Here is a 21,031-nt window from a genome sequence, read left to right on the forward strand (position 1 = left end):
TGCCTACTATAACTAAAAATATAAATTAATATAACTATAATAATATTTTTATAACTATAGTATTGACTATAAAAATAACTATAGTTATATTTGTCTCACAGACAACAAAAAAAGCACATCGATCTTCTACCCCCGATGTGCTTTGCAAACTGCGAGATAAGTATGAACAAAACCTTAACCCCTTTCAATAGCCTCAAGGTAACACTTGTCGCTGCAACCGTAACAATCGGTGTTTTAGCATGTGCCTATAAGCCTGCTTTAAGTAACACTCAGGTGCTTCATAAAAGCATTCCAGAAGTTACTACCGTCGCAGCAATGCAACTCACATCTAAAACTTCAGGTAATGCTGTTATCCGTTTAGATAACTTCACCCTAGATGTAAGCTTTGACTTTGAACCATTTGAAGACAGCTACGGCGTCCCTGGCAGTGAATTTGATACGGCTGAAATTACCCAGCTATCTGTAGATCACATCACAGATGAATACGGCAACCCATTCCCTGACTTCACGGACTACAACGACCACCGAAACATCAATGAAATGTTGGTGCAGCACATGATTAAAAACCGTTTGTTGGGAGAAGTGTAATGACTATTAATATTATTCCAGCAGACCAAGCTCTAAATGTCAGCGCCATCATCACTTACATCTATGCAGATCCAGGCCTCGGTAAATCCTCTTTAGGCTTTACTGCTGATAAAGCTGTTTCCTTTGACTTCGACCGTGGTGCTCATCGTACCGGTGAACTTCGTCGTGGTGCAGTAATTCCAGTTCAACAATGGGCTGACGTTGCAGGTCTTACAACTCAAGACTTAGCACCTTACAACACTGTCGTTATTGATACTGTAGGCGCGATGCTTGAATGCATTAAAACTCACCTACTACTTCATCCAAACAACCGGCAGAAAGATGGCGCTTTAAAACTTAAAGCCCAAGGTTTGGCCAATCAAACATTCAAGCAGTATGTGAATACCCTAATCAGCATGGGTAAGGATGTTGTTTTTATTGCTCATGCCTCTGAGGATCAAAACAACGATCAGATCATCTACCGTCCTGACTTGGGTGGTAAGAATAGAAATGAGCTGTACCGTATTGCAGATATGATGGGCTACATGACTACTGTCACTACTGGCGAAGGTAAGAATGCGCGTGTCATCAATTTCAAACCATCTCCAACTCATCATGCAAAAAACTCAGGTGCTCTTGGTGGAGAAACTGGTGAAGTTTGGGTACCTGACTTAAAAACAGAACCGATGTTTTTAGCACAATTAATTTCAGCAGCTAAAGCACACATCAATACATTAACCCCTGCGCAATTGGCTTCAGCAAAAGCACTTGAAGACTTGGAAAACTGGAAACAAAGCTGTGATGAAGCGCTATATGCCAGTGATCTAAACCAGTTAACTGAGTCTCTTGATAAGAGCCATATGTATTACCAAAACATGCGCCAAGCCATGCTACTTAAGGCCAAAGAACTGAATTGTACCTTTGATAAGCATAAAGAAACGTGGATGAGTCCACCTGAATTTAATGGCATATCAGATACGCAACGTGATGACCTATTAGCCTTCATCGATGAGCGTGGATTAGATACAAAAACTGTATGCGAACATCTGGGTATAGATTCGCTGATGCAAATCGATGTATCAAAAATTCAAGAAGTAAAACAGGAAATAGATCAAATTGCTAAAGCGGGAGTAAATTCATGATTATCTTTAACGGACAAGAAGCATTTGCTGCCATGGCTGCAGGTCAAAATATTGAATGTCGTCATACTGGATCTGATTTAGATTTTGATAGCATTCGCAACTTCCCTGCGACTGTTTTCTTTGACCCTGATCATGAATTCCGTATTGCTGTCGTATATATGACCATTGGTACCATGCAAGTTCCAGAAGCCATATCCGAAGCACCTGCAAAAGGTACCCCATGTTTTGCTCCATCACTTTTAACAACTGAATTGAGTAAATCATTCAAATGGAAAAACTCTGCATCTGACTTGGAATTACTCACTCGTGGTTTAGTTCATCTATATGAAGATAATGCGGTAGTTCATGCTCAGGCATTGATTTCAGTAAGTGGCGGGTCTTTAAATAAAGAGAAACCTGCCTCTGATACATCATTGCCTTGGGAGGATGAATCGGCTACAGAAGCTGAAAATATCCAAACTCAAACATCAAATGATGTTGAAGAAAAGACATCGGTTGAACCTGCAGTTGAAGATATTGAAACAGATCCAGTGAAACTGGTTGAAAAGTTCACTATGCAAATTAATGCATGCACCACCAACGAAGCAGTCTTGGCATTACGTCCGGTGTTCATGGCAAATGGTCATTTAGAACGTGAACACACTCAGCACCTATGTAAGTTAACTGAGGACAAGCTGCTTGAACTAGATCCTGAGCAATATACACCTAAGCCAGAACATACGACTGACAACTTAAGTGTTGAAGAACTCAAACGTTTGCAGGTTGAGGCTGAAAAGTTAGTAGCAGATAAAAAGTTAGCGAGTGAATCAACAGATGATGAATATCAAAACCTTTTAAATGATCTACTAACACGTGCAACAAATGCTCAAACACCTAAAGAAGCCACCGCCCTTACCGGCTATACACGCAACTGGACAGAAGTACAGCGTAAACCATTGTTGGATGCTATTCATAAGCGCTTACGTGAGCTTGCACCTGCAGAAGCTGAAATTAAAACTCCACCTTCACTTATGGTTCAGATTCAGAATGCACCTGACTTAACTACATTAGATGCTTTGGAAATTGATGTTTCTGCACGTAGTCCTGAAATACAACCTAAGTTAATGGACTACGTTAAAAAGCGTCGCTTCGAGCTTGAAAATCAAGCAAGTGAGGTTGTCCAATGAAATTTAAATACTCAACAATCACCCGAACACTGACAGTGTTCGGGGCAAAAATGGACCATATTTTTCATAACGTCAGTGCTGGTGAAATAGAGGCACTTATCATCGACGCAAAATTTAAAGAAGCAACCTGGAGAATTCGATGAACTCTGCAGCTGAACTTAGAAGATTTAATGAAAATACTGCTCTGCAGAAATCTAAAGAAAAGGTGTTGGAAGCACTTGCGCATGAAGCAATGGGATTATCAATTGCTCAGCTCATGACGGTTTGCAAATTAAGTATCAAAACTGTCAAAAACATTTTATCTGTTATTGATGTTGAAGAAGAGCACGGTGTTTATTTCTTGTCGGATATGGCTAAAGCAGAAATTTCAACTGAGCCACAAGCAGAACAAGTCACACCTGTGGTGCGGGGAAAGGTTTGTGATGCAATTTTGCAGTATTTGCACGACTTTCCTGTAGGTTTAACAAAGCCTGAATTGATGGCTGCTTTGCAATTGAATGACAAGCAATTCGCTAATGGCATTTATAAGCTGAAAAACGATGGTGAAATTATCCGCACTGGTAAATTCGGCAGCTACAAATATCAATTAAAAACTAATGGCCAAGAAATGAATACTGAAGTTATTGCGGCCCCAGTTGCTGAAGAAAATGTGATTGAAGTGCAACCTGCAGTAGAAACACCAGCTCATGATCCTCACCTAAGTGAGCCTGATGCTATCGCTTTATTAAAAGACCAGATCAAAACAGTGGTCACACGTAAAAGCGAACTGACTCTACAGCAAGACCAACTGAGTGAGCTTTTATCAAGCGTATTCGGTTTAAACACAGTCAATTTCTGTGTTGAAGGTAGCCGCTTAGTGGGTGTGCATCTTTCTCAAGAAGAGGTGGCGTGATGGATATTAAAAAAGAAAGAATTGCTCATGAAAAACACCTGCTTTCACAAGGTGTGGATTTCAAATATTTGCCGAATATTCAATATAGCGAATTGGAAAATGTTTATGAGCTAATTGAATGGGATGAGGAATATAGCGAAGCCCTGAATGAAATTAATTCAAGCTGGTGCACATGGCAAGCAGCCAAAGCCCAAGCTATTCCTGAGGGATTTGTTTTGGTGCCGAAAGAAAATATTTTTTGTTATTGGCAAGACAATGATGAACCTGAAAACTTTTGTTCATCTGAATCCGATTTTGACAACCTTGGTGACTGTATTGAGCTTGGTGACATTATGGAAATCAATAAGCACACCCAAGCGCATATCCAAACTGAAAAACTTTCCGGCACTTGGTTTGCTGAAGCGATTGACCCATCAGAGAAAGCTAATTTCTTTGTTGGCACTCATGAGGAATGCATGGCTATAGTTGAAAAGAATAAAGCCATGATCGAAGCACAGGAGCCAACCAATGACTGAAAAACAATGTGCTTGGGTTGAGAGTCAAGATGCAAATTGGGAAACAGAGTGTGGTGAAACCTTTGTTTTTAATGACTGTATGCTGCCATCGGAACACTCTTTTAAGTTTTGTTGTTTTTGTGGTGGGGAGCTTAGTGAAACAGTGTTTGAGGAAGAGTGGAATGACTGAAATTCAATTAACAAAACTTCAACTGGCTAACTATGTTTGCGACGAGCTACACAAAGGAATGCCATTTGATCTGATTTTTAATCAGGACGAATTTGTACCATTTATGGAAATCATTGACGCTTCAAATCTGAATGTTGAATTTTCAGTTAAAAATATTGGTGACAAGATTCATGTCGGTGTAACAAAGGGAAATTCAAACGGTATATATCAGGCATTGAGTAGTTATATAAAGGAGCACGACCATCCAAGTTCTGATATTGATCGGTTTATTGCAAGCGGTGAATTTGATAAGGCTTTTAAAGATGTGTTTGGGTTGCCGAATGGCGTGGTAAAGACTTTGGGAGATGTGTCGTGAGAAGTCCTGATCAAATTGGAATTAGTTGGGAAGAAAACCAACTCTTGATGCAGCAGCTAAGAGAAAAGGCCGCATTAGAGAATCGCCGCCAGTACAATATTTTTGAGGTTGGGGATTTTATTTTTCATCCAATGTTTAGCGCTTTGTTTGAAATTAAAAGATTTGCTGAGAAGTATGTTGTTGCATCAACTAAGTGGGGATATGAGGAAAAGCTCTTAATTGAGCTTATCTCCCACGCCACCGATGAAGAAATCAAAGCAGGTAAAAGATTGGAGGTGAAAAGTGAAAATTAAGCTAAATGAAATGTCGCAGCAAGACAAAGATATGCGCTTAAACCGCTTCCTTACTGCATCAGATCAACAGTTGTTTCCGCAGGAAGATGTAGCAATTTACCTCTCCTGCTCTGTCCACACCTTGCAGCGTTTGCGCTGTTCTGGTGGTGGGATTCCCTATACCAAGGTGGGTCGATGTGTTACTTACAAAAAAGCGGATGTTCTGGCTTACCAAGAGCGACAAACCGTAATGAATACAGCTCAACTTGCATCTTAATCGAAGCAGTTGAGCTTACCCTGATACACGGCTTCAATGTCATTCATTGCAAGCCGTAATTTTTTGAGTGATACTTGCACATACCCACCAGTCACATCATTTTTAGCGCCGGAACGGTGGTTTAAAAGTCGCTTAATGGTGTATGGACCATAATCCAAATTGTTGCAGATCGTCGCAAAGGTTCGACGCAAATCATGCAATGAAATTTGAATACCGGTCTGCTCACCAATAGTTCTGAGCAAGCCTTGAGCGCCTGCAATATGTTTTGCATCTGAAGTCATATTGGAGCCCGGGAAAACATAATCATTTCTTCGCAGCTCATAACGCTGTTTTATGATTTCAAATAAGTGGTCACCCATTGGCAACAAGTGGTCATCACCGTTCTTTGGGTCCTTGAATACAAATATGCCCTTCTCAATATCTACATTTTCCCACTTCAAGGTTTGAGCTTCATTTCTTCGACAGCCTGTGTACATGATGAATAACACCAGATCTCGTGTAGCATTCTTGGAGGCATCTTCATATAAAGAACGTTCAGTGAAGTAATTCAGGACCGCATTGTAAAAAGTGTGGATATTACTTTCATCTAAGTGGCGTGTACGCGCTTTGGTTTTATTCCAGCCACGTTTTGCAGGAATCACATCAACCGGGTTTTGTTTAAGAATCGGATTTTCATCAGTAGAGCAATGGATTTGAGCAAAGCGCCAGATGGACCCAAACATTTTCAAAGTAAGGTTGGCTTGAGTGGGGCTGTATTCGGTTAGTTTAATGAACCGGTCAAATACATCCTTTTTATTGATTTCAAATATAGGTCGTTCTTTCCAGTCTGGAAGAAAGGTATTAATGCAGTGATTGTAGGTATTCACAGAAAGCGGTTTTAATTTTCGTTGCTTTAAGTACAGGTCGAACGCCTGACTTAATGTGATCTCATTATTTAAGGCATCTTTCTTTTTCTCAAAAACACCATTAGCAATATCAGCCAAAATGGACTGAGCCTTTTTTCTAGCTTCTGCAGGTGTAATCTCATTAGTCTTGCCTAGCGTCACACGGAATAGCTTCCCGGCATGTCTCCGCTCGACAATATAAGATTTGCTTTTTGTTGTAGCTCGGACTGCAAAACCAATCAAATCTGAGTCACGATAGATGGCTTGCCCTTTTTCAGTCAATGCAATAGCATCAACATTAGATTTGTTGAGTTTCATTTCAAGCTTAATTTACAAATTCGACACTTGCATTTTAAGCCTGAAATTACTCAACAGTCTACATATAGTCTACACGTTATTTTTTAGTGTAGACGTGATGCATAATAAATTACTTTATAACAATAACTTGCATCACACTACACTTTCTTACCACTAGAAGCGCCAGTTATAGAACAAGTCGATTGCACGCTCTAAAGACTGACTCGCTTCCAAGTACAAACGTTGATTCATTTGATAACGTAAGGTCAGTTTATTCACTGGTGTAAATACACCGACACCATAACGAATGAATAAGTCAGGTGTGATATAACCCGTCACAGAAACCTGAGTATCATCCCCTGTTCCTTGAGCATCTAGTGCCAAACCACTCAGACCAAATGTACGACCAATTTGGTTGGTCAATGCACGTGTACCACCCAAGCCCATACTAATACCGGCAGCAGCAATCGTGTTGTTCACATCAGAACGGAAACCTTCCGCCTGACTTAAACCTGAACTTCCTTCATTGATACGACCTGTAATTAAGGCATTTAAGGCTTCTTGTTCAGATAGACCTGCATCGTTATACACCTGAATTGCAGGACTTGATGCTGTACCCGTCACACGAACACCAACGGTACTGCCTTGAACGGCTTTATTGGCATCAATATCTAAAGTAGGGTTCGCCAATGGTCCATTAAAACGGGCAATCGCACGGTTCAAGTCCAGACTTTGACCATAAGCTTCAATTTTCACACGCTGAGAAACACCGATTGCACCATTGGCACGCATTGCTGTTTCTAATCCACGTTGTGTCAAATTCAAACGACCAATCAACGGAATTCGGCTATCAAAACCTTGGAAAATAACTTGATTACCAATATTTACCTGTACGTCAGCGCGAATATCCCAAGGACGTGCCGATTTTAAGATTTCAAGTTGATTATCACCTTCATGTACCACACGTACATCTGAAGATACCCCAACCACTGTTGCAGACGATTCTGGCATCGAAATCAATGCACGCGGCACATCAATTTTACCTTTTAAGGTTAATTTCTTACTGAAAGGCAGCACATCTAAAGATAAATCAGGCGTTACAACAGCGGTGATCAATGGCGCTTGACGGACCAACATTTCATTACCCGTTAAATTCAACTGGATACGTGGATCATTTTTCCAGTCAATATTTCCGGTTAATTTGCCCACACCACGACCACTGTTAAATGCACCATCAATCGTAGCGTGGTTTTGACGCACAGCAGAATACAACTGAATATTGGTCAAGTTCACAGGCAATGAAATCATGCTAATCGAGCCATTTTTCACTCGAATCTCACCATCCATTAAAGGCTGAGACAATGTTCCGCTAATTTTTGCCGCATAAGACAACGTACCGCCCATTGAACGGACATCTTGTATAAATGGTTTTAAGATTTTCAATTGAACTTGGTTAAAGGCCACTTCACCACGGATCGGTTTGTTGGCTTTATACGGGTCAATAATAATATTGGCATAACCTGTACCAATATCTGGAGCTTTGGTATCAAGTCGAATTTGTAGCCCTTCAGCGACACTTTTCGCAATCAAACCTACTTCATCATATTTTAAAGTAGATGCTAAATACTGTGGGTCTTCCGCTGCTAAACCGAGTAAACCGTCACGAGTCACTAAACGTGCATCAATTTTAGGTTTTGCACCTTTCGCCCAAGACGCTTTCGCATAACCATTCACTTTACCCGTAATCGCCAGGCCTTCAGGCATAAAGGCAGCAAAGTCGTTTAGGTCTAGGTTTTTTGTCACAAAAGATACATTGCCGCGGTTTTTATTCACACGGATCGGCTGATCAAAACATAATTCGCTTTGCTGACTCATCCAACAATGCGCACCAACAAATAGGTCAGACTGTGCAGTGTTGTAAATAATCGATGCATTTTGACGCTGCACGAGACGTGTACGTAAGGAGTCAAAATCGCCTTTTTGAATCTGACCAAGCCAATTATTTTGTGCGTTAAAACCACCAGCTAACTGCACATAAAATTTTGATAATTTATTTTCAGCACTGACTTTTAATAAATGCGCATTACGTGTACCGGCCAGTGAAATTTGACCTTTCACAATCTCACGGTTGTTACTGCGTAAATTATCCATCGTTGCCGTTAATAAACTTGGTGAAGTCGCAGAAGTTGGCAACTCGCCTTGCACCCGTATTTTTTTCACACTGAATAAATTATTAAAAGCAAAATCATCTATTGCGATATTGGCAGATGCTTGCAGTCGTGGCTGTGCTTGAACATTTAAGTAGCCATAAGCACGTCCACGTAGGCCTGCATAAATTTCATATAACGCTGGTGCATTAATTTTCAATTGTAAATTTTGTGCATTACCAGTGGCTTGAATTTGGTTATTGGCATAAGCCAACAGCAAATTATTCGCTTCAAACTGTTTTGGCATAAAGCCGGATTGATTTGAATTAATCACCATCGCCAAGTTACCTTGACCACGGACAGGTTTGTTATTGATCATACCTGCCAAATTCAGACGTTCAATTTGAATACGTTTTAATGCATCTGACCACACACCACTGGTTTTTAAATTTCCAGATAATTCACCCCGTACATTTGAGGCAAAGTAATGCGGCTTAAAATGCACCAGTGATGCTTTAATATCCCAACCAATGGCTTTTTGCAGTAAAACCTGTCCATTGGCTGAAATCTTACCTGCCACACCATCATGACGCAGTTCGGCTATTTTAATTAATTCAGGTGTACCCGATACTTTGAAAATCAAACTGCCTTTACTTGCGGCAACTTGGCTTGCATTGAGGCCACCATCATAATTCACAGCAAAAGCTTTAAAGCCTCCACCTTGTTTCTCATCATGGAAAGTCAGCGCAGCAGTAGATTGACCTGTTAAATGAACCGTTTCATTTTGCTGTGCTAGTCGGCCTAACAAATCAATATTATTCAGCTGAATAATCTGTTGATTTGGTTTTGCATAACCATTGGCTTTTAATGACCCTGTAATTTGATCGACAGGCGCAGCAGCTACGATGGTTTGCGGATTGAACTGCTGTGCTTGTACATTGGCTTGCCATTTCAGCATACGTTTTTGATCAGGCAATTCTACAACTGCGTTACCTTTGAGCTGACCTTTGTCGGCCACATAACTAAAGGCATGGACATTGAGATTGTTATTTTTCAGATTGAGTTTGGCTTGATATTGTCCAGCAGGCAGAGCACCTTTTTCATGTCGTGACACTGTGGTCGCCACATTAATATTCTGCTGACCTTCTGTAAGCGCCAATTGCACATTGCCCGAATCACTACTCAACCATCCAACATATGGCACTGCACGGTCTATATTTTTCCAAGACACATCCATCAGCATCGGCTGAGCTTTATTATTTTTGGCAGGCGCTTGATCGAGTTTTAAATTCCAAGTTTCATATTGGTCAAAATCCACCAACGCCGTCAGGTGCATGCCTTTTTCAAGGGTCCCTTTAGACGCAATCTTACTGTTTAAATTTACAGGTAGAAAATCTTGAACCACCTGCGGGATCAGCTTATGTTTTGGATTAATTTTATCTAAACGACCGCTTACATCCCAAGTGACCTGATCTTTCCAACTCACCACGCCACCCAAGTTGACAGCGCCGCCCATTACTTGTCCATTTAGGTTAGTAATATCAAGTTGGTTGACCAAGTCCGTACTCATGAGCGCAGTATATTTACCTTCAGGGATATTGGCCCCGCTCAGGTCCGTGTCTAAATCTAAATTGAGACGCTGAATATCCCCTTTGAATTTTGCCAGCCCATTTTTAGCAAAGAGCTTTTGCTCAGTCAGTAAAGGTAAATGATAGTTTTTAAATTTAAGCGCACCAAACATCGGGACATGTGGACGCATTGGATGGACCACTGCCCATCCTGTTAAAAGATCAGGCGTATGAGTTGCCACACCGGCTTGAATCGTATCAAGAGATCCTTTAGCCACCACTTGAATATCATGAATATTCAGGCTTTCACGTAATGAAGGTAAATTAACAATCCCCACAGCATTTAGCGGATACTTGCCTTCAAATTTCATATTCCCCGAGGCTTGGCGCACGGACAAATACCCCATATCCATACGGGTATCTTCAAATTTTAATTCCGTCCCTGACCAAAGCGCTTCATTTAATTCAATGTCATAGAAATCCACACCAGAACTATGGGTTTTAATCAGCATATGATCTAGATCTGCATGATCGACACGAAGTACGAAAGGCAGACGGATTTCACTAAATGCAAAAGGTTTATCGCTAGGTGGGGTCTTGGTAATAATTTGCAGATTTTTAACATCTGCTTTATTTAAATGAATTTCTTTATTAATAATGGCGCGCCAGCCGAGTGTAATATCGGCACGATCAATCTTTACATCGACAGGTTTTAGCGTAACAAGGACATTTCGTAGAATAATGCCCCGCCATAGGTTACCACCTTCATATTCATAGTGAATGATTTGCTGACGTTCCAGAACACGGTCAAGTAAAAACTTACTGCCTTTGTCTGTAGAGAACATAACTGCTAATGCAGCCACCAAAAAGATAAGCACGAACACGAAGGTCAAAATGACACTTCGAAGAATACGACGCTTCTTCGGCAGTTGCTCTACCGGCGTTTCGTTTTCTGGTTCTTGCTGTTCTTGTTCAGTCATAAAAAACACATCACCTAAAAATTATAATTGTGAACCAATAAAGAAATGTAAACGAATTGGTTTGCTGTCTTCAGAAAGTCCAGTAGCGACATCTAAACGAATTGGGCCAATTGGAGAAGCCCAACGTATCCCCACACCTGCGCTATATGCAGTCGGTGTATTGAAGTCTTTATCGTACGCATTACCAAAGTCACTAAAGACCGCCGCACGCCAGCCTTCTTTAAATTGGTAGTTATATTCTAATGAACCCGTTGCCAAGACTTGACCACCAATTTTATAGCCATTTTCTTCGGCAGCTAAACTCTTATAGTCAAAGCCGCGAATGGTTTGGTCACCACCGGTAAAGTAGCGTAAGTTATAAGGAACTTTATCAAAGTTCTCTGTCAGAATATAACCTAAATCACTGCGCCCAACGACTTGGTGATTATCATTTTCACCCAATGAATAAATAAAGCGCCAGCCTGCATTCAAGATTGCCATATCAACATCCGAAAGTAAGCTTTCACTTCCGACTTCAACTTTATAGGTTTGCTTTATCCCTTTACTTGGATTCACACGTTTATCTGAGTCGGTTCGAGAAATTTCATAGCCAAACATCAAGGACTGCTGTTCATTATTGGTATTCACTAAGAACGCATCTGGAATATCATCACTAGGATTAAGTCCGTCATCAGTAATACGGTCCAAACGATAACGTAAACCAAAGGTATGCTGCCAACTACCACGGGGGTTTTTAATAATCCGGTCCACACCCGCTACAGCAGATTCAATGGAAAGATTAACACCTTGACCGACATCATCACGTTCTTCACGTTCATAACCACCGACTAAGCTGACATAGTCATTTAATGGATGGTTATATGGAATGTTATAGCGACCATCAATCGATTGACGGATTTTGGATACTTCCATGTTGGCGTCAAAAGAATGACCACGTTTGTTTACAATGGCACGACGATACTGGCCACGAACACGTGTACCAGTGTCGGTACCAAAACCAGCACCAATTTCTGCACTATTCAACTTATCTGCATTTAGTGTCACGATCACAGGGACTTTTTTATCTTCGCGTGCTTGCGCTTTTAAGCGATCTTGTTCTGCTTGTTTGGCATCTTGCGTATCTTGCAAACTGCGTAATTTAGAGGATTGCTCTGCATCATTCACCCCCGCAAATTGGTCTTCATCAACCACTTTTTGCGTGACTTCTTTATTCGACATCACTTCAGTTTTATCTTTCACCACTTGTGAACTTTCAGACAACTGATTTTGATCGACCAAGGTTTGAATATCCGGGGGCAGTTCAAGTGGCTTTTCAATCGGGTCTGGTCGAATTGCATCGACTAGCGTGTAGTTAAAATAGCGAGAGTTGGTCAGGTTATTGGCCAAACCATTCACACGCCAGAAAGTATAGTCAGCACCGTCTTTCCACGTCACCAAACTTTCTAAAATATCTCGATCCAATGGAAACTCTGCATTCGGATCGCTCATTCTAAATTCAACTGCGCCAAGCTTATAACGCTCGCCCGTCTCAAAGCGCAAATTGATATCGGCTGTATTTTGTGGTTGAGCCACTCTTACATCGTGCAAACGCCAGTACGAGTCGAAATAACCGTTATTAGTTGCTGCATCATTAATTCGGCCTTTCGTCGTTTCGTATTCACCATGATTAAGAATGTCACCTTCTTCCTGATCTGGTAATACACCAATCACCTGAAACTGAGCTTGGTTCGCCCCAGCCCCAGAAAATTCAACATTCTGTTTTTCAATTTGCACAGGCGTATTTGGTGTAACCAATACACGAACTTTACTATCAGACACTTTTTCAAACTTGAATTCTGACTGATAGAAACCCACAGCTTGTGCGGCTTGATTGGACAAGCTACGTAATTGAGGTAAAGCCGATGGAAAATCGCTAAAGGATTCTTGGGTAAAACTTGAAAGCTTGCCTTTAATATTGGCTTTGAGATCTTCCAGTGCCGCACCGTAGGCTTTACTCGACGTTTGACTGGTATTATGTGCTGATGTAATTTCAACATCCGCACTAATTCGTGGCACTTTTGCCGTGTTCATCTGACGTGGCGGACGTACTTTATATAATAAGCGCTTGAAAATACCCGGCTCTGCATCATCCTCAACTGTTGGGTTATGCAGCTCTTGCAGAGTATTGGCATTTTCATTTCGTGTCGCGGTAATTTCATTATCCGAACGAATTTCACCCATGAGCTGATCAATATTGACTGGCGCTTGGTTAATTTCCGTTAACTCTTTTTGGGTAATATCTGCAACAGCAACTTCTGTTTGCTGTGTTGCACGGTACTCCTGCGCTTGACGTTTGGCTTCTTCAGCAACTTGGAAGATTTCATTCGCCATGTTTTGATCAACAGGTGTCACGGGTAAGTTTTCTAAATCTTCAAACTCAATGGGTTTAAATTCTTGTAGTTGAGTTCCTGCTTGCTGCTGTTCTTGCAGCATTTTCATGCTATCAACAGATTCTTCCGGTTCATTTATATTTTCAATTTTTTCAATTGCTTCAGGCGTCGATAGCCCTTGCTTTACAGCCTCATCCTTGATTTCAGCAACAATCTCTGCTTTTGTATCGGTAGATGTTGGAACCGTTTCTGCGGGAGTTTGGGCGAAACTATGCTGAGCACACAAGGTCAAAAAGATGCTCATATATAGACTTTTATTGCTATGATGCTGTCGTATGCAGTGAGCCATACTGTGATGAAGCATTGTTTTTTTAAACTTGATTTTTGCAGGCATAGCAAACTCTAACAAATTTCATTATGTAATGGACTTAGTCAATCAGATGTAGAGCTAAAGATCTTATATCTATTGGTTTTTCGCCATCCCCAAACTCAAAAACATATTACATGATTTTTTTAGAGATTTTACCAATCACTCACATTTCTTAATAAAACTTAATGTAGCAAGACGCTTATGAATAACAACGAACATCTGCTAGGTACACGCCGTTTCCTGCCTATGTTTTTGACCCAATTTTTTGGGGCGCTCAATGACAATGTCTATAAACAGGCTTTATTGTTGGTCATCACCTATGGATTAATCCAACAACAGGCATTACCCATCAGCACGCTAAACAATCTGGCTGCATTATTGTTTATTTTACCCTACTTTATTTTTTCAGCGACAGCGGGACAGATCGCAGATAAGTTTGAACGTTCACAACTTGTCCGTGGTATCAAAATTTTAGAAATTATCATCATGATCATCGGCAGTATTGGCTTTCTGACCGGTCATTTATGGTTATTGTTGCTGGCTTTATTTTTGATGGGGACCCATTCGACATTTTTTGGTCCAATCAAATATGCGATTTTGCCTGAAATTTTAAAACCCAATGAGCTAATGTCAGGCAATGCGCTGTTCCAATCTGCAACATCCATGGCGATTTTATTCGGGATGATTTTGGGTGGTGCTGTGATTGCTTCATCACAAGGCAATTTATTGTGGATCAGCCTGACCGTAATGACCATCGCCATTTTAGGTTATATCACCAGTCGTTTTATTCTTAAGCAAAATGTCACTACACCAGATTTAAAAATCGATTGGAACTTTTTCCGAACTAGTTACCAAACAATGAAATATGCCAAAAGTTTGCCGCTGATTTTTACTATTTTATTGGGGAACTCGTGGTATTGGTTTTATGGTGCAACCTACCTCACCCAAATTCCACAAATGACTCAGCAAAATCTACATGCCTCTGAAAATGTCGTTAGCTTGCTATTGACCTTTTTCTCTGTCGGTGTGGGCGTAGGTTCATTGCTTTGTCGTAAATTGGGCGGCACTCAAGTCAATATTAAGATGGTTCCCATCGGTGCTGTCGGTTTAACAGTATTTGCACTGTATTTAGCATTTAGTTTGACCCTCGTCCCGACTCAAACTGGCCCACTTATTACCTTATCGGAAGTATTTCATCAAGGGTGGAGCTATTACCATGTAATGATCGCAGTGACTTTATTGGGGATTAGCGGTGGTTTTTACATTGTTCCACTATATGCCATGATGCAAGCCTATTCGCCTCGCTCACATCGTGCCCGTGTAGTTGCAGCAAACAACATTTTAAATGCCGTTTTCATGGTATCTTCTGCTATATTTTCAATTATCATTCTGAGTGTTTTAAAGATTGATATTAAAATACTTTTTTGTATAACCGCAGTGCTCAGTGCAATCTTTTGTATTTGGCTGCTATTACGCATCAAACCTTTGCTTCAAACTACGCAAGTCTCTCTGGAGGATTAATCCATGCGTCAATTTACAGGTGTCGACAAACTTATTCACTCATTTGATCAGGCCTTACGTAGTTTAGTTCCCGGAGCAACGGCTGCACATCGTGATAATCCGTCGGTTGCTGAAAAGACTCAACTTGCAGTCAGTGAAGCACGTCATGTGGCAGGTCTAATGCGGGTCAACCATAGTGGTGAAGTGTGTGCCCAAGCGCTTTATCATGGCCAAGCACTCACCGCTAAACTGCCAAATGTCCGCCGTGAAATGGAACACGCTGCGATTGAAGAACAAGATCATCTGGCTTGGTGTGAAGACCGCTTAAAAGAATTAGACAGCCATACCAGTCTGCTCAACCCTGTTTGGTACGGCCTTTCTTTTGGGATGGGTGCATTGGCAGGTATTGCCGGTGATAAATACAGCTTAGGTTTTGTCGCTGAAACTGAGCGCCAAGTGAGCCTGCATTTAGAAGATCACATCCGCCAACTTCCTGAACAAGACGAACGTTCACGTAAAATCTTAGTGCAAATGAATGAAGATGAGCTGCATCACCGTGATACAGCACTCAATGCAGGTGGTGTAGACCTTCCTGTTCCAGTTCGTATTGCCATGACTGGTATTTCAAAGCTGATGACCAAAACCAGTTATTACATTTAATGCTTTTCTAATGATTGTCGCTAAGTTTTATAAATAGTGAACAAAAAGCCTGCAATGATGCAGGCTTTTTTATGAGAAATCTTTTGACTTTAATACAATAATTCCTTCGCCATCAAAACAGTTTATAGGCTGCCATCGACTTGGTGTAAACCAATCAAAATTCAAACTATAACGTTGTGCAGTGGACGGATAACCTGATCCACCTAACTCAAGCAGCCATCCTGCCGGACAAATTTCCTTTTGGTGATTAATCACAACAGTATGATCATGTGCCAATTCCAGCAATAAATGACGATCCAGCTCAAATGCAATAACATCAAATCCAGCTATTTGAATAAGCTCTGGAAAACGAGCCGAAGTCAGACCTTGACGAATATCAGTCATCTGTTCAAGAGAATAGTTGGTTTCAAATGATCGGTTAATCCACGTGCCTTCAGGCAGTACAACCTCTCCAAAGTTTAAGGGTTCCTGCAACTGTATATGAATTTTCTTTTGATGCTGCCACTCTGCATAGTCAGAACTAAGATCTGAAATCACGAACAATCCCAGCGTTACTGCAACAAATAAAGGGAAAAACAATACGCCAGATAAACCAATTTTAAGTACCGCATTTACTTTATATGGTCGATTTTTTTGCTTTTTATACCAATTATTCCAACTCAACCAAATCGCAATGACGATAAATAGCACCAAAATCGAAAAGCAAATAATAAGGAAACCTCCCGCACCTGCACCATAACCTAAGCCCATATTGCTCTCACTAAATATCCCTTTAAATCTTTTAATTATGTTTTGACGATTTTATCAGATCAGCCACGTTCACTTTATCAATGTTGATGATGCTTACGCCACCACTTCAACACCGTATAGAGCACACGGAAGAATACGATACATAAAATAACGGCAATAACGATGTAAATATCTTGATGATAAGGCAGCATTTTCGCCCAAAATAGATGTAAATAATGACTGATTTGGAAGCCAATCGTTGCGACCAACATTACCCAAATAAAACAGGCAACCAGATTAATCAGCACATATTTCCAAACAGGATAAGCACGCACACCTATAACAATAGGTAAAATGGTTCTAAAACCCCAAGCAAAGCGCATAAATAAAATGGTCAAAATAGGATAACGTTCAATAAACTGGCTCGCACGATCGAATTTTTGTGCAAATTCTACATTCGACTGGATAAGTTTTTGCCCATAGCGAGCGCCCATTTGATAATAAAACTGATCGCCAATAAAACTGCCCAACATCGCCACTGCAATCAACATTGGAAAATGAAGTATGTGTTGATGTACGGCATAGGCGCCAATCATCAGCACTGTTTCTCCTTCAAACAATGTGCCAATAAAAATCGCAATATAGCCATAGTGCTGAATCAGGTCCGTCCAGTTCATATTCTTTTTTTAGACTTAAAAGCGTAATTTAACCCTGCTAATTACCTTATGCTAGCGCATAAAATAAAGGGATTGAATGCTTTTTGTTATTGAAGTTCGAATTACGTTGATGATGAAAAGCTTTAGGTAATTCTTTTTAACCTGCTAAAAGCTGTTGGCAACTCACCATAGGAAATTGATGTGCTGGATGTTCAAACATTTCATTTTTCCAAATGTCGAACATTGGTATTTTAACATCGAGTGCTAAAGGCAGTTTTTTCGGATTAAATTGCATGTGCGCTAAGCTTTCGCCCCACGCGATCAGATCCAGATCCAAAGCGATATTATGAGACGGACGAACACGACCTGAGTCTGCTTCCATTTTTTTCAGTAAGGTGCTGATTTCATCTACAGATAAACTGCTTTTCACCAAACAAGCTGCATTCCAATAATCCGCCCCAATGCCATCACGACAAGGAATCACATAAATTTTGGAAAATTCAACATGACCCAAAGCCTGAATTTGACGTAAAGCCTGTTGAAAATGCGGTTTGGGATTGAAATTACTCGCCAGAGCTAGGGCGAAAATCGTTTCGGTGGCGTTCAAGACGAATTCCTACAGAATTGGCTTGCGCGATAATGGCAGGCTTCCGGATGCTAATCATAATAGATTCAATGCTGTCATAGGTAGCAAAAAGTGCATCAATCACCAGTTTTGCTGCATGTTCGATCAATTTAGGTTGAGCAGTTTGAATGACTTTGGCTGATATTTCGCAAATTTCAGCATAATTCAAGGTATCTTCAAGCTCATCTGACTGAGCCGCCTGCGCTAAACTGGTTTGAATATTGAGGTCGAGCATCAAAGGCTGAATAATTTGACGCTCCCAATTGAAACAGCCGACTACAGTTTCAACTTTCAAACCTTCAATGATAATTGCGTCCATTCTTACACTCAAAATAAAATCTTAAACATCGATAAAATCCTCCTGTTTAAGCAAGAGGATTTTATTTATATCTTGCGGCTAAATTATTGCTTCAACAATAAATTAGGGTCCATAGTCTGCACCATCTGAATACGCTGGTCTGCATAAATATCAGTATATGGCGCAAGGATGCGCATAAAGCGATCGAAGTACAACATTTGTTTGAATAATAAAGCGAAGTCACGTGGGAAGCGAATACCATGACGCTCTCCGACTTGTACCATATCCATCATGATGTCATTCAAATCGGCAGGATTTGAGGTTAATAACTCTTGCGGATCGGCCAAAAGCACACCGCTAAATAAGCGTTCTAAGTCGGCAGCTAAGACTTGTGTGTCAATTTTGACAGCCGTCATGCCCATTTTCAGCATATTTTCAGCCATCAAGTTGTAGTCAGTTTTTTGTAGGGCATCCATAAACGCAATACATGCTGTCCACACTTCAGGTTTCAACTGGCCCACGATACCAAAATCGATGAAGCCAACTCTACCATCTTCTAGCAGCATCAGGTTGCCTGCATGTAAGTCTGCATGGAAACTATTACATAACATCAAGCTGCCAAACCATGTATTCATCGCTGTCACCAAAACTTGCGATGGATCTTTAGCGACTTTCTTGACCACGTCAAAATCGGTCAATGGCACGCCGTATAAACGTTCCATGGTTAAGACACGACGTGTTGAATATTGGTGATAAACCTTTGGTGCTGTTGCGGCTTTGTTTTGAGTTACGTTCAGATAATTCACAAAGTCGTCAAGATTTTGTGCTTCTTCAATAAAGTCCACTTCACGTACCATTCGAACTTTAATTTCTTCAACAATATCTGCAAGTGAAGCAAATTTGACTTTGGGTACAGCTTTTTCAACCAGTTTAGTAGCCCAATGTAAGACATTTAAATCTGTATAGAGAATCGTCTCGACACCCGGCTTTTGCACCTTGATAACAACATTTTCACCACTGACCAATTTAGCAGCGTGTACCTGTGCAATCGATGCAGAAGCCAAAGGCTTTTCATCAATTGAAGCAAATATTTCATCTAAATTACGGCCAGCAAATTCTGAAGCCAATACCTGCTGCACATAACTAAACGGCAATGACGGTGTCTGATCTAAACAGCCTTGGAACTCTTCGACATATTCACGTGGAAATAAAGAAGGTGTACTTGCAATAAATTGACCTAATTTAATATAGGTTGAACCCAGTGATTCAAAAGTTTCACGCATGAGTTTTGCGTTACTTGGTTTTTCAGTTGCATATTTAAAGCCGGCTTTCGCCGCAACGACTGCGGTCTCACCCATTCGGGCAACCGAGCGAATTCCATCTAACCAGATATTGTTTTTCATAATGTCTTAGAAAAAAATAATTAACGTGAGTGTAGCAAAAAAATAAGGGCTTGCTGCTTTATCTTGCCTGACAGATTGGACAATCGGGATCTATTTCAAAAGCGAGAATTTTTTGCTTCATTGACCGACCATCCCACAACAAAAGCTTTTGTTTCAGTGCTGTCGTCCCTAAACCCAAATAGAGCAAGGCATGATGTGCTTGCAAACTTGCCATAACATTTGGTGTAGTTGCAAGTACACCCGAGTCTGTACAGCGCAAACTTTCATTGGCATGCTGTTCTTTTGGAAATAAACATTCATAACAGGCAGCATCGGCTTCAACCATAAATAACTGCCCTTGAAAGCCGATCGCTGAAGCACTAATCAGCGCCACATTATTTTCCACACAGCTTGCGTTAACCAAATACCGTGTACTGAAATTATCACAACCGTCGAGAACCAAATCTTGCTGTGAAATCAATGCCCTTGCGTTGCTTTCATCTAATTTTGAGGTATAGCTTTGCACTCGGATATGCGGGTTAATCGCTTGTAAGCGTTTAGCCAAAATTTCCGATTTATAAAAACCTACGTCATTTTTGGTATACGCGATTTGTCGTTGTAAATTACTGATTTCAATTCGATCTGCATCGATTAAAGTAATTTGTCCGACGCCTGCACGTGCCAATAATTCGGCTGTGGTACACCCAATTCCACCACACCCTACGATGAGTACATTGGCAAGTTTTAGCTTCTCTTGTGCATCGATGTCCCATCCATCAAGCAATATTTGACGGCTGTATAAATGCATTTCATCATCACTTAATTCAAATTCAGATGTTGATTCATTCGATTTAAACGTAGACAAAGTATTTCCTTATTAAAATTCGTCAAGCATAAAAAATAGGCGAGTTTATACCGCAGGCAAAAGATTAAAACATCGATATCCATCAAATGTTGTTCGAGTACAAACCCGAAACAGTGTAAAAACACCCGGCTATTTGAGCAAGACAATATACAGCTTAAAGTTAAAATAAATGCTCTGTAGACATGGCATTTTTCTTAGTTAGCGTATCTTCAATTACACTAGACTTCCTTCATAAATCATTTTTCAATCAATTTAATTGTTTATCTTTCACCCAATCTAAATTGTATATGCCAGCAAGTAAATTAAACCGCAGGTTTAATCGTTTACGACGATTTCTATATACACA

20 protein-coding genes are annotated in these 21,031 nt (G+C 40.6%); 11 read left to right on the forward strand and 9 right to left on the reverse strand.

Annotated elements, in window-relative coordinates; all coding sequences use genetic code 11:
- Positions 1-162: 162 nt before the first annotated feature.
- The 9 genes from FTT85_RS03150 to FTT85_RS03190 all read left to right on the forward strand — a co-directional run bounded on the left by FTT85_RS03150 (position 163) and on the right by FTT85_RS03190 (position 5,355).
- The gene (locus FTT85_RS03150; protein WP_257232067.1) at positions 163-588 is read left to right on the forward strand and encodes a hypothetical protein; all 426 of its coding nucleotides are present in this window, start codon (positions 163-165) and stop codon (positions 586-588) included.
- Positions 588-1,709, forward strand: coding sequence for an ATP-binding protein (locus FTT85_RS03155; protein WP_180182839.1), 1,122 nt, complete (start codon positions 588-590; stop codon positions 1,707-1,709). Before FTT85_RS03150 ends, FTT85_RS03155 begins: the two co-directional genes overlap by 1 nt.
- The gene (locus FTT85_RS03160) at positions 1,706-2,875 is read left to right on the forward strand and encodes a hypothetical protein (RefSeq protein ID WP_180182840.1); all 1,170 of its coding nucleotides are present in this window, start codon (positions 1,706-1,708) and stop codon (positions 2,873-2,875) included. Before FTT85_RS03155 ends, FTT85_RS03160 begins: the two co-directional genes overlap by 4 nt.
- A gap of 139 nt (positions 2,876-3,014) precedes the next feature.
- Complete coding sequence (locus FTT85_RS03165; protein WP_180182841.1) at positions 3,015-3,767, forward strand: hypothetical protein; 753 nt, start codon at positions 3,015-3,017, stop codon at positions 3,765-3,767.
- Positions 3,767-4,282 (forward strand): hypothetical protein, encoded by a 516-nt coding sequence (locus tag FTT85_RS18660; protein ID WP_257232068.1) that lies wholly within the window; start codon positions 3,767-3,769, stop codon positions 4,280-4,282. The genes FTT85_RS03165 and FTT85_RS18660 overlap by 1 nt, the downstream gene beginning before the upstream one ends.
- Complete coding sequence (locus FTT85_RS03175; RefSeq protein ID WP_180182842.1) at positions 4,275-4,451, forward strand: hypothetical protein; 177 nt, start codon at positions 4,275-4,277, stop codon at positions 4,449-4,451. Before FTT85_RS18660 ends, FTT85_RS03175 begins: the two co-directional genes overlap by 8 nt.
- Positions 4,444-4,806 (forward strand): hypothetical protein, encoded by a 363-nt coding sequence (locus FTT85_RS03180; RefSeq protein WP_180182843.1) that lies wholly within the window; start codon positions 4,444-4,446, stop codon positions 4,804-4,806. The genes FTT85_RS03175 and FTT85_RS03180 overlap by 8 nt, the downstream gene beginning before the upstream one ends.
- Positions 4,803-5,099 carry a hypothetical protein gene (locus FTT85_RS03185; protein ID WP_180182844.1) on the forward strand — a complete coding sequence of 99 codons (297 nt, stop codon included), beginning with the start codon at positions 4,803-4,805 and terminating at the stop codon, positions 5,097-5,099. The genes FTT85_RS03180 and FTT85_RS03185 overlap by 4 nt, the downstream gene beginning before the upstream one ends.
- Entirely contained in the window at positions 5,089-5,355 is a 267-nt protein-coding gene (locus tag FTT85_RS03190) for a helix-turn-helix domain-containing protein (RefSeq protein WP_373886875.1), read from the forward strand. The genes FTT85_RS03185 and FTT85_RS03190 overlap by 11 nt, the downstream gene beginning before the upstream one ends.
- On the opposite strand, the gene FTT85_RS03195 is transcribed toward FTT85_RS03190, so the two are convergent.
- The 3 genes from FTT85_RS03195 to FTT85_RS03205 form a co-directional block, all read right to left on the reverse strand.
- Entirely contained in the window at positions 5,352-6,557 is a 1,206-nt protein-coding gene (locus FTT85_RS03195) for an integrase family protein (protein ID WP_180182845.1), read from the reverse strand. The two genes, FTT85_RS03190 and FTT85_RS03195, sit on opposite strands and share 4 nt — an antisense overlap.
- 153 nt (positions 6,558-6,710) lie before the next feature.
- On the reverse strand, positions 6,711-11,231 hold the full coding sequence (locus FTT85_RS03200) for a translocation/assembly module TamB domain-containing protein (protein ID WP_180182846.1): 4,521 nt from the start codon (positions 11,229-11,231) through the stop codon (positions 6,711-6,713).
- 21 nt (positions 11,232-11,252) lie between these two features.
- On the reverse strand, positions 11,253-13,994 hold the full coding sequence (locus FTT85_RS03205) for an autotransporter assembly complex family protein (protein WP_180182847.1): 2,742 nt from the start codon (positions 13,992-13,994) through the stop codon (positions 11,253-11,255).
- Between the two features lie 177 nt (positions 13,995-14,171).
- On the opposite strand from FTT85_RS03205, the gene FTT85_RS03210 reads away from it, so the two are divergent.
- Together FTT85_RS03210 and coq7 are read left to right on the forward strand one after the other, a co-directional pair.
- Positions 14,172-15,491 (forward strand): MFS transporter, encoded by a 1,320-nt coding sequence (locus tag FTT85_RS03210; RefSeq protein WP_078193945.1) that lies wholly within the window; start codon positions 14,172-14,174, stop codon positions 15,489-15,491.
- 3 nt (positions 15,492-15,494) lie between these two features.
- Positions 15,495-16,130 (forward strand): 2-polyprenyl-3-methyl-6-methoxy-1,4-benzoquinone monooxygenase, encoded by a 636-nt coding sequence (gene coq7, locus FTT85_RS03215; RefSeq protein ID WP_180182848.1) that lies wholly within the window; start codon positions 15,495-15,497, stop codon positions 16,128-16,130.
- Between the two features lie 69 nt (positions 16,131-16,199).
- Here the strand turns inward: coq7 and FTT85_RS03220 are convergent, their stop codons facing one another.
- From FTT85_RS03220 to FTT85_RS03245, 6 genes are all read right to left on the reverse strand, one after another.
- Complete coding sequence (locus tag FTT85_RS03220) at positions 16,200-16,880, reverse strand: hypothetical protein (RefSeq protein WP_180182849.1); 681 nt, start codon at positions 16,878-16,880, stop codon at positions 16,200-16,202.
- Between the two features lie 77 nt (positions 16,881-16,957).
- Positions 16,958-17,536 carry a DedA family protein gene (locus tag FTT85_RS03225; protein ID WP_257232070.1) on the reverse strand — a complete coding sequence of 193 codons (579 nt, stop codon included), beginning with the start codon at positions 17,534-17,536 and terminating at the stop codon, positions 16,958-16,960.
- 136 nt (positions 17,537-17,672) lie between these two features.
- On the reverse strand, positions 17,673-18,122 hold the full coding sequence (locus FTT85_RS03230) for a 2-amino-4-hydroxy-6-hydroxymethyldihydropteridine diphosphokinase (RefSeq protein ID WP_180157506.1): 450 nt from the start codon (positions 18,120-18,122) through the stop codon (positions 17,673-17,675).
- Positions 18,079-18,459, reverse strand: coding sequence for a dihydroneopterin aldolase (folB, locus tag FTT85_RS03235; RefSeq protein ID WP_180004951.1), 381 nt, complete (start codon positions 18,457-18,459; stop codon positions 18,079-18,081). Before folB ends, FTT85_RS03230 begins: the two co-directional genes overlap by 44 nt.
- A gap of 83 nt (positions 18,460-18,542) precedes the next feature.
- Positions 18,543-19,841, reverse strand: coding sequence for an AarF/ABC1/UbiB kinase family protein (locus FTT85_RS03240; protein ID WP_078193949.1), 1,299 nt, complete (start codon positions 19,839-19,841; stop codon positions 18,543-18,545).
- 58 nt (positions 19,842-19,899) lie between these two features.
- On the reverse strand, positions 19,900-20,628 hold the full coding sequence (locus FTT85_RS03245; RefSeq protein WP_180182855.1) for a HesA/MoeB/ThiF family protein: 729 nt from the start codon (positions 20,626-20,628) through the stop codon (positions 19,900-19,902).
- Positions 20,629-21,031 lie beyond the last annotated feature (403 nt).

The sequence above is a fragment of the Acinetobacter sp. YH01020 genome, assembly GCF_013420275.1.
Lineage (GTDB): Bacteria > Pseudomonadota > Gammaproteobacteria > Pseudomonadales > Moraxellaceae > Acinetobacter > Acinetobacter amyesii.

What these genes read in the sequence shown, in the direction of transcription:
- FTT85_RS03195 (WP_180182845.1), bottom strand. Translation starts at nt 6,557, where the DNA reads ATGAAACTCAACAAATCTAATGTTGATGCTATTGCATTGACTGAAAAA.
- FTT85_RS03165 (WP_180182841.1), top strand. Translation starts at nt 3,015, where the DNA reads ATGAACTCTGCAGCTGAACTTAGAAGATTTAATGAAAATACTGCTCTG.
- folB (WP_180004951.1), bottom strand. Translation starts at nt 18,459, where the DNA reads ATGGACGCAATTATCATTGAAGGTTTGAAAGTTGAAACTGTAGTCGGC.
- FTT85_RS03240 (WP_078193949.1), bottom strand. Translation starts at nt 19,841, where the DNA reads ATGAAAAACAATATCTGGTTAGATGGAATTCGCTCGGTTGCCCGAATG.
- coq7 (WP_180182848.1), top strand. Translation starts at nt 15,495, where the DNA reads ATGCGTCAATTTACAGGTGTCGACAAACTTATTCACTCATTTGATCAG.
- FTT85_RS18660 (WP_257232068.1), top strand. Translation starts at nt 3,767, where the DNA reads ATGGATATTAAAAAAGAAAGAATTGCTCATGAAAAACACCTGCTTTCA.
- FTT85_RS03200 (WP_180182846.1), bottom strand. Translation starts at nt 11,231, where the DNA reads ATGACTGAACAAGAACAGCAAGAACCAGAAAACGAAACGCCGGTAGAG.
- FTT85_RS03150 (WP_257232067.1), top strand. Translation starts at nt 163, where the DNA reads ATGAACAAAACCTTAACCCCTTTCAATAGCCTCAAGGTAACACTTGTC.
- FTT85_RS03205 (WP_180182847.1), bottom strand. Translation starts at nt 13,994, where the DNA reads ATGCCTGCAAAAATCAAGTTTAAAAAAACAATGCTTCATCACAGTATG.
- FTT85_RS03210 (WP_078193945.1), top strand. Translation starts at nt 14,172, where the DNA reads ATGAATAACAACGAACATCTGCTAGGTACACGCCGTTTCCTGCCTATG.
- FTT85_RS03245 (WP_180182855.1), bottom strand. Translation starts at nt 20,628, where the DNA reads ATGCATTTATACAGCCGTCAAATATTGCTTGATGGATGGGACATCGAT.
- FTT85_RS03175 (WP_180182842.1), top strand. Translation starts at nt 4,275, where the DNA reads ATGACTGAAAAACAATGTGCTTGGGTTGAGAGTCAAGATGCAAATTGG.
- FTT85_RS03180 (WP_180182843.1), top strand. Translation starts at nt 4,444, where the DNA reads ATGACTGAAATTCAATTAACAAAACTTCAACTGGCTAACTATGTTTGC.
- FTT85_RS03220 (WP_180182849.1), bottom strand. Translation starts at nt 16,880, where the DNA reads ATGGGCTTAGGTTATGGTGCAGGTGCGGGAGGTTTCCTTATTATTTGC.
- FTT85_RS03160 (WP_180182840.1), top strand. Translation starts at nt 1,706, where the DNA reads ATGATTATCTTTAACGGACAAGAAGCATTTGCTGCCATGGCTGCAGGT.
- FTT85_RS03155 (WP_180182839.1), top strand. Translation starts at nt 588, where the DNA reads ATGACTATTAATATTATTCCAGCAGACCAAGCTCTAAATGTCAGCGCC.
- FTT85_RS03225 (WP_257232070.1), bottom strand. Translation starts at nt 17,536, where the DNA reads ATGAACTGGACGGACCTGATTCAGCACTATGGCTATATTGCGATTTTT.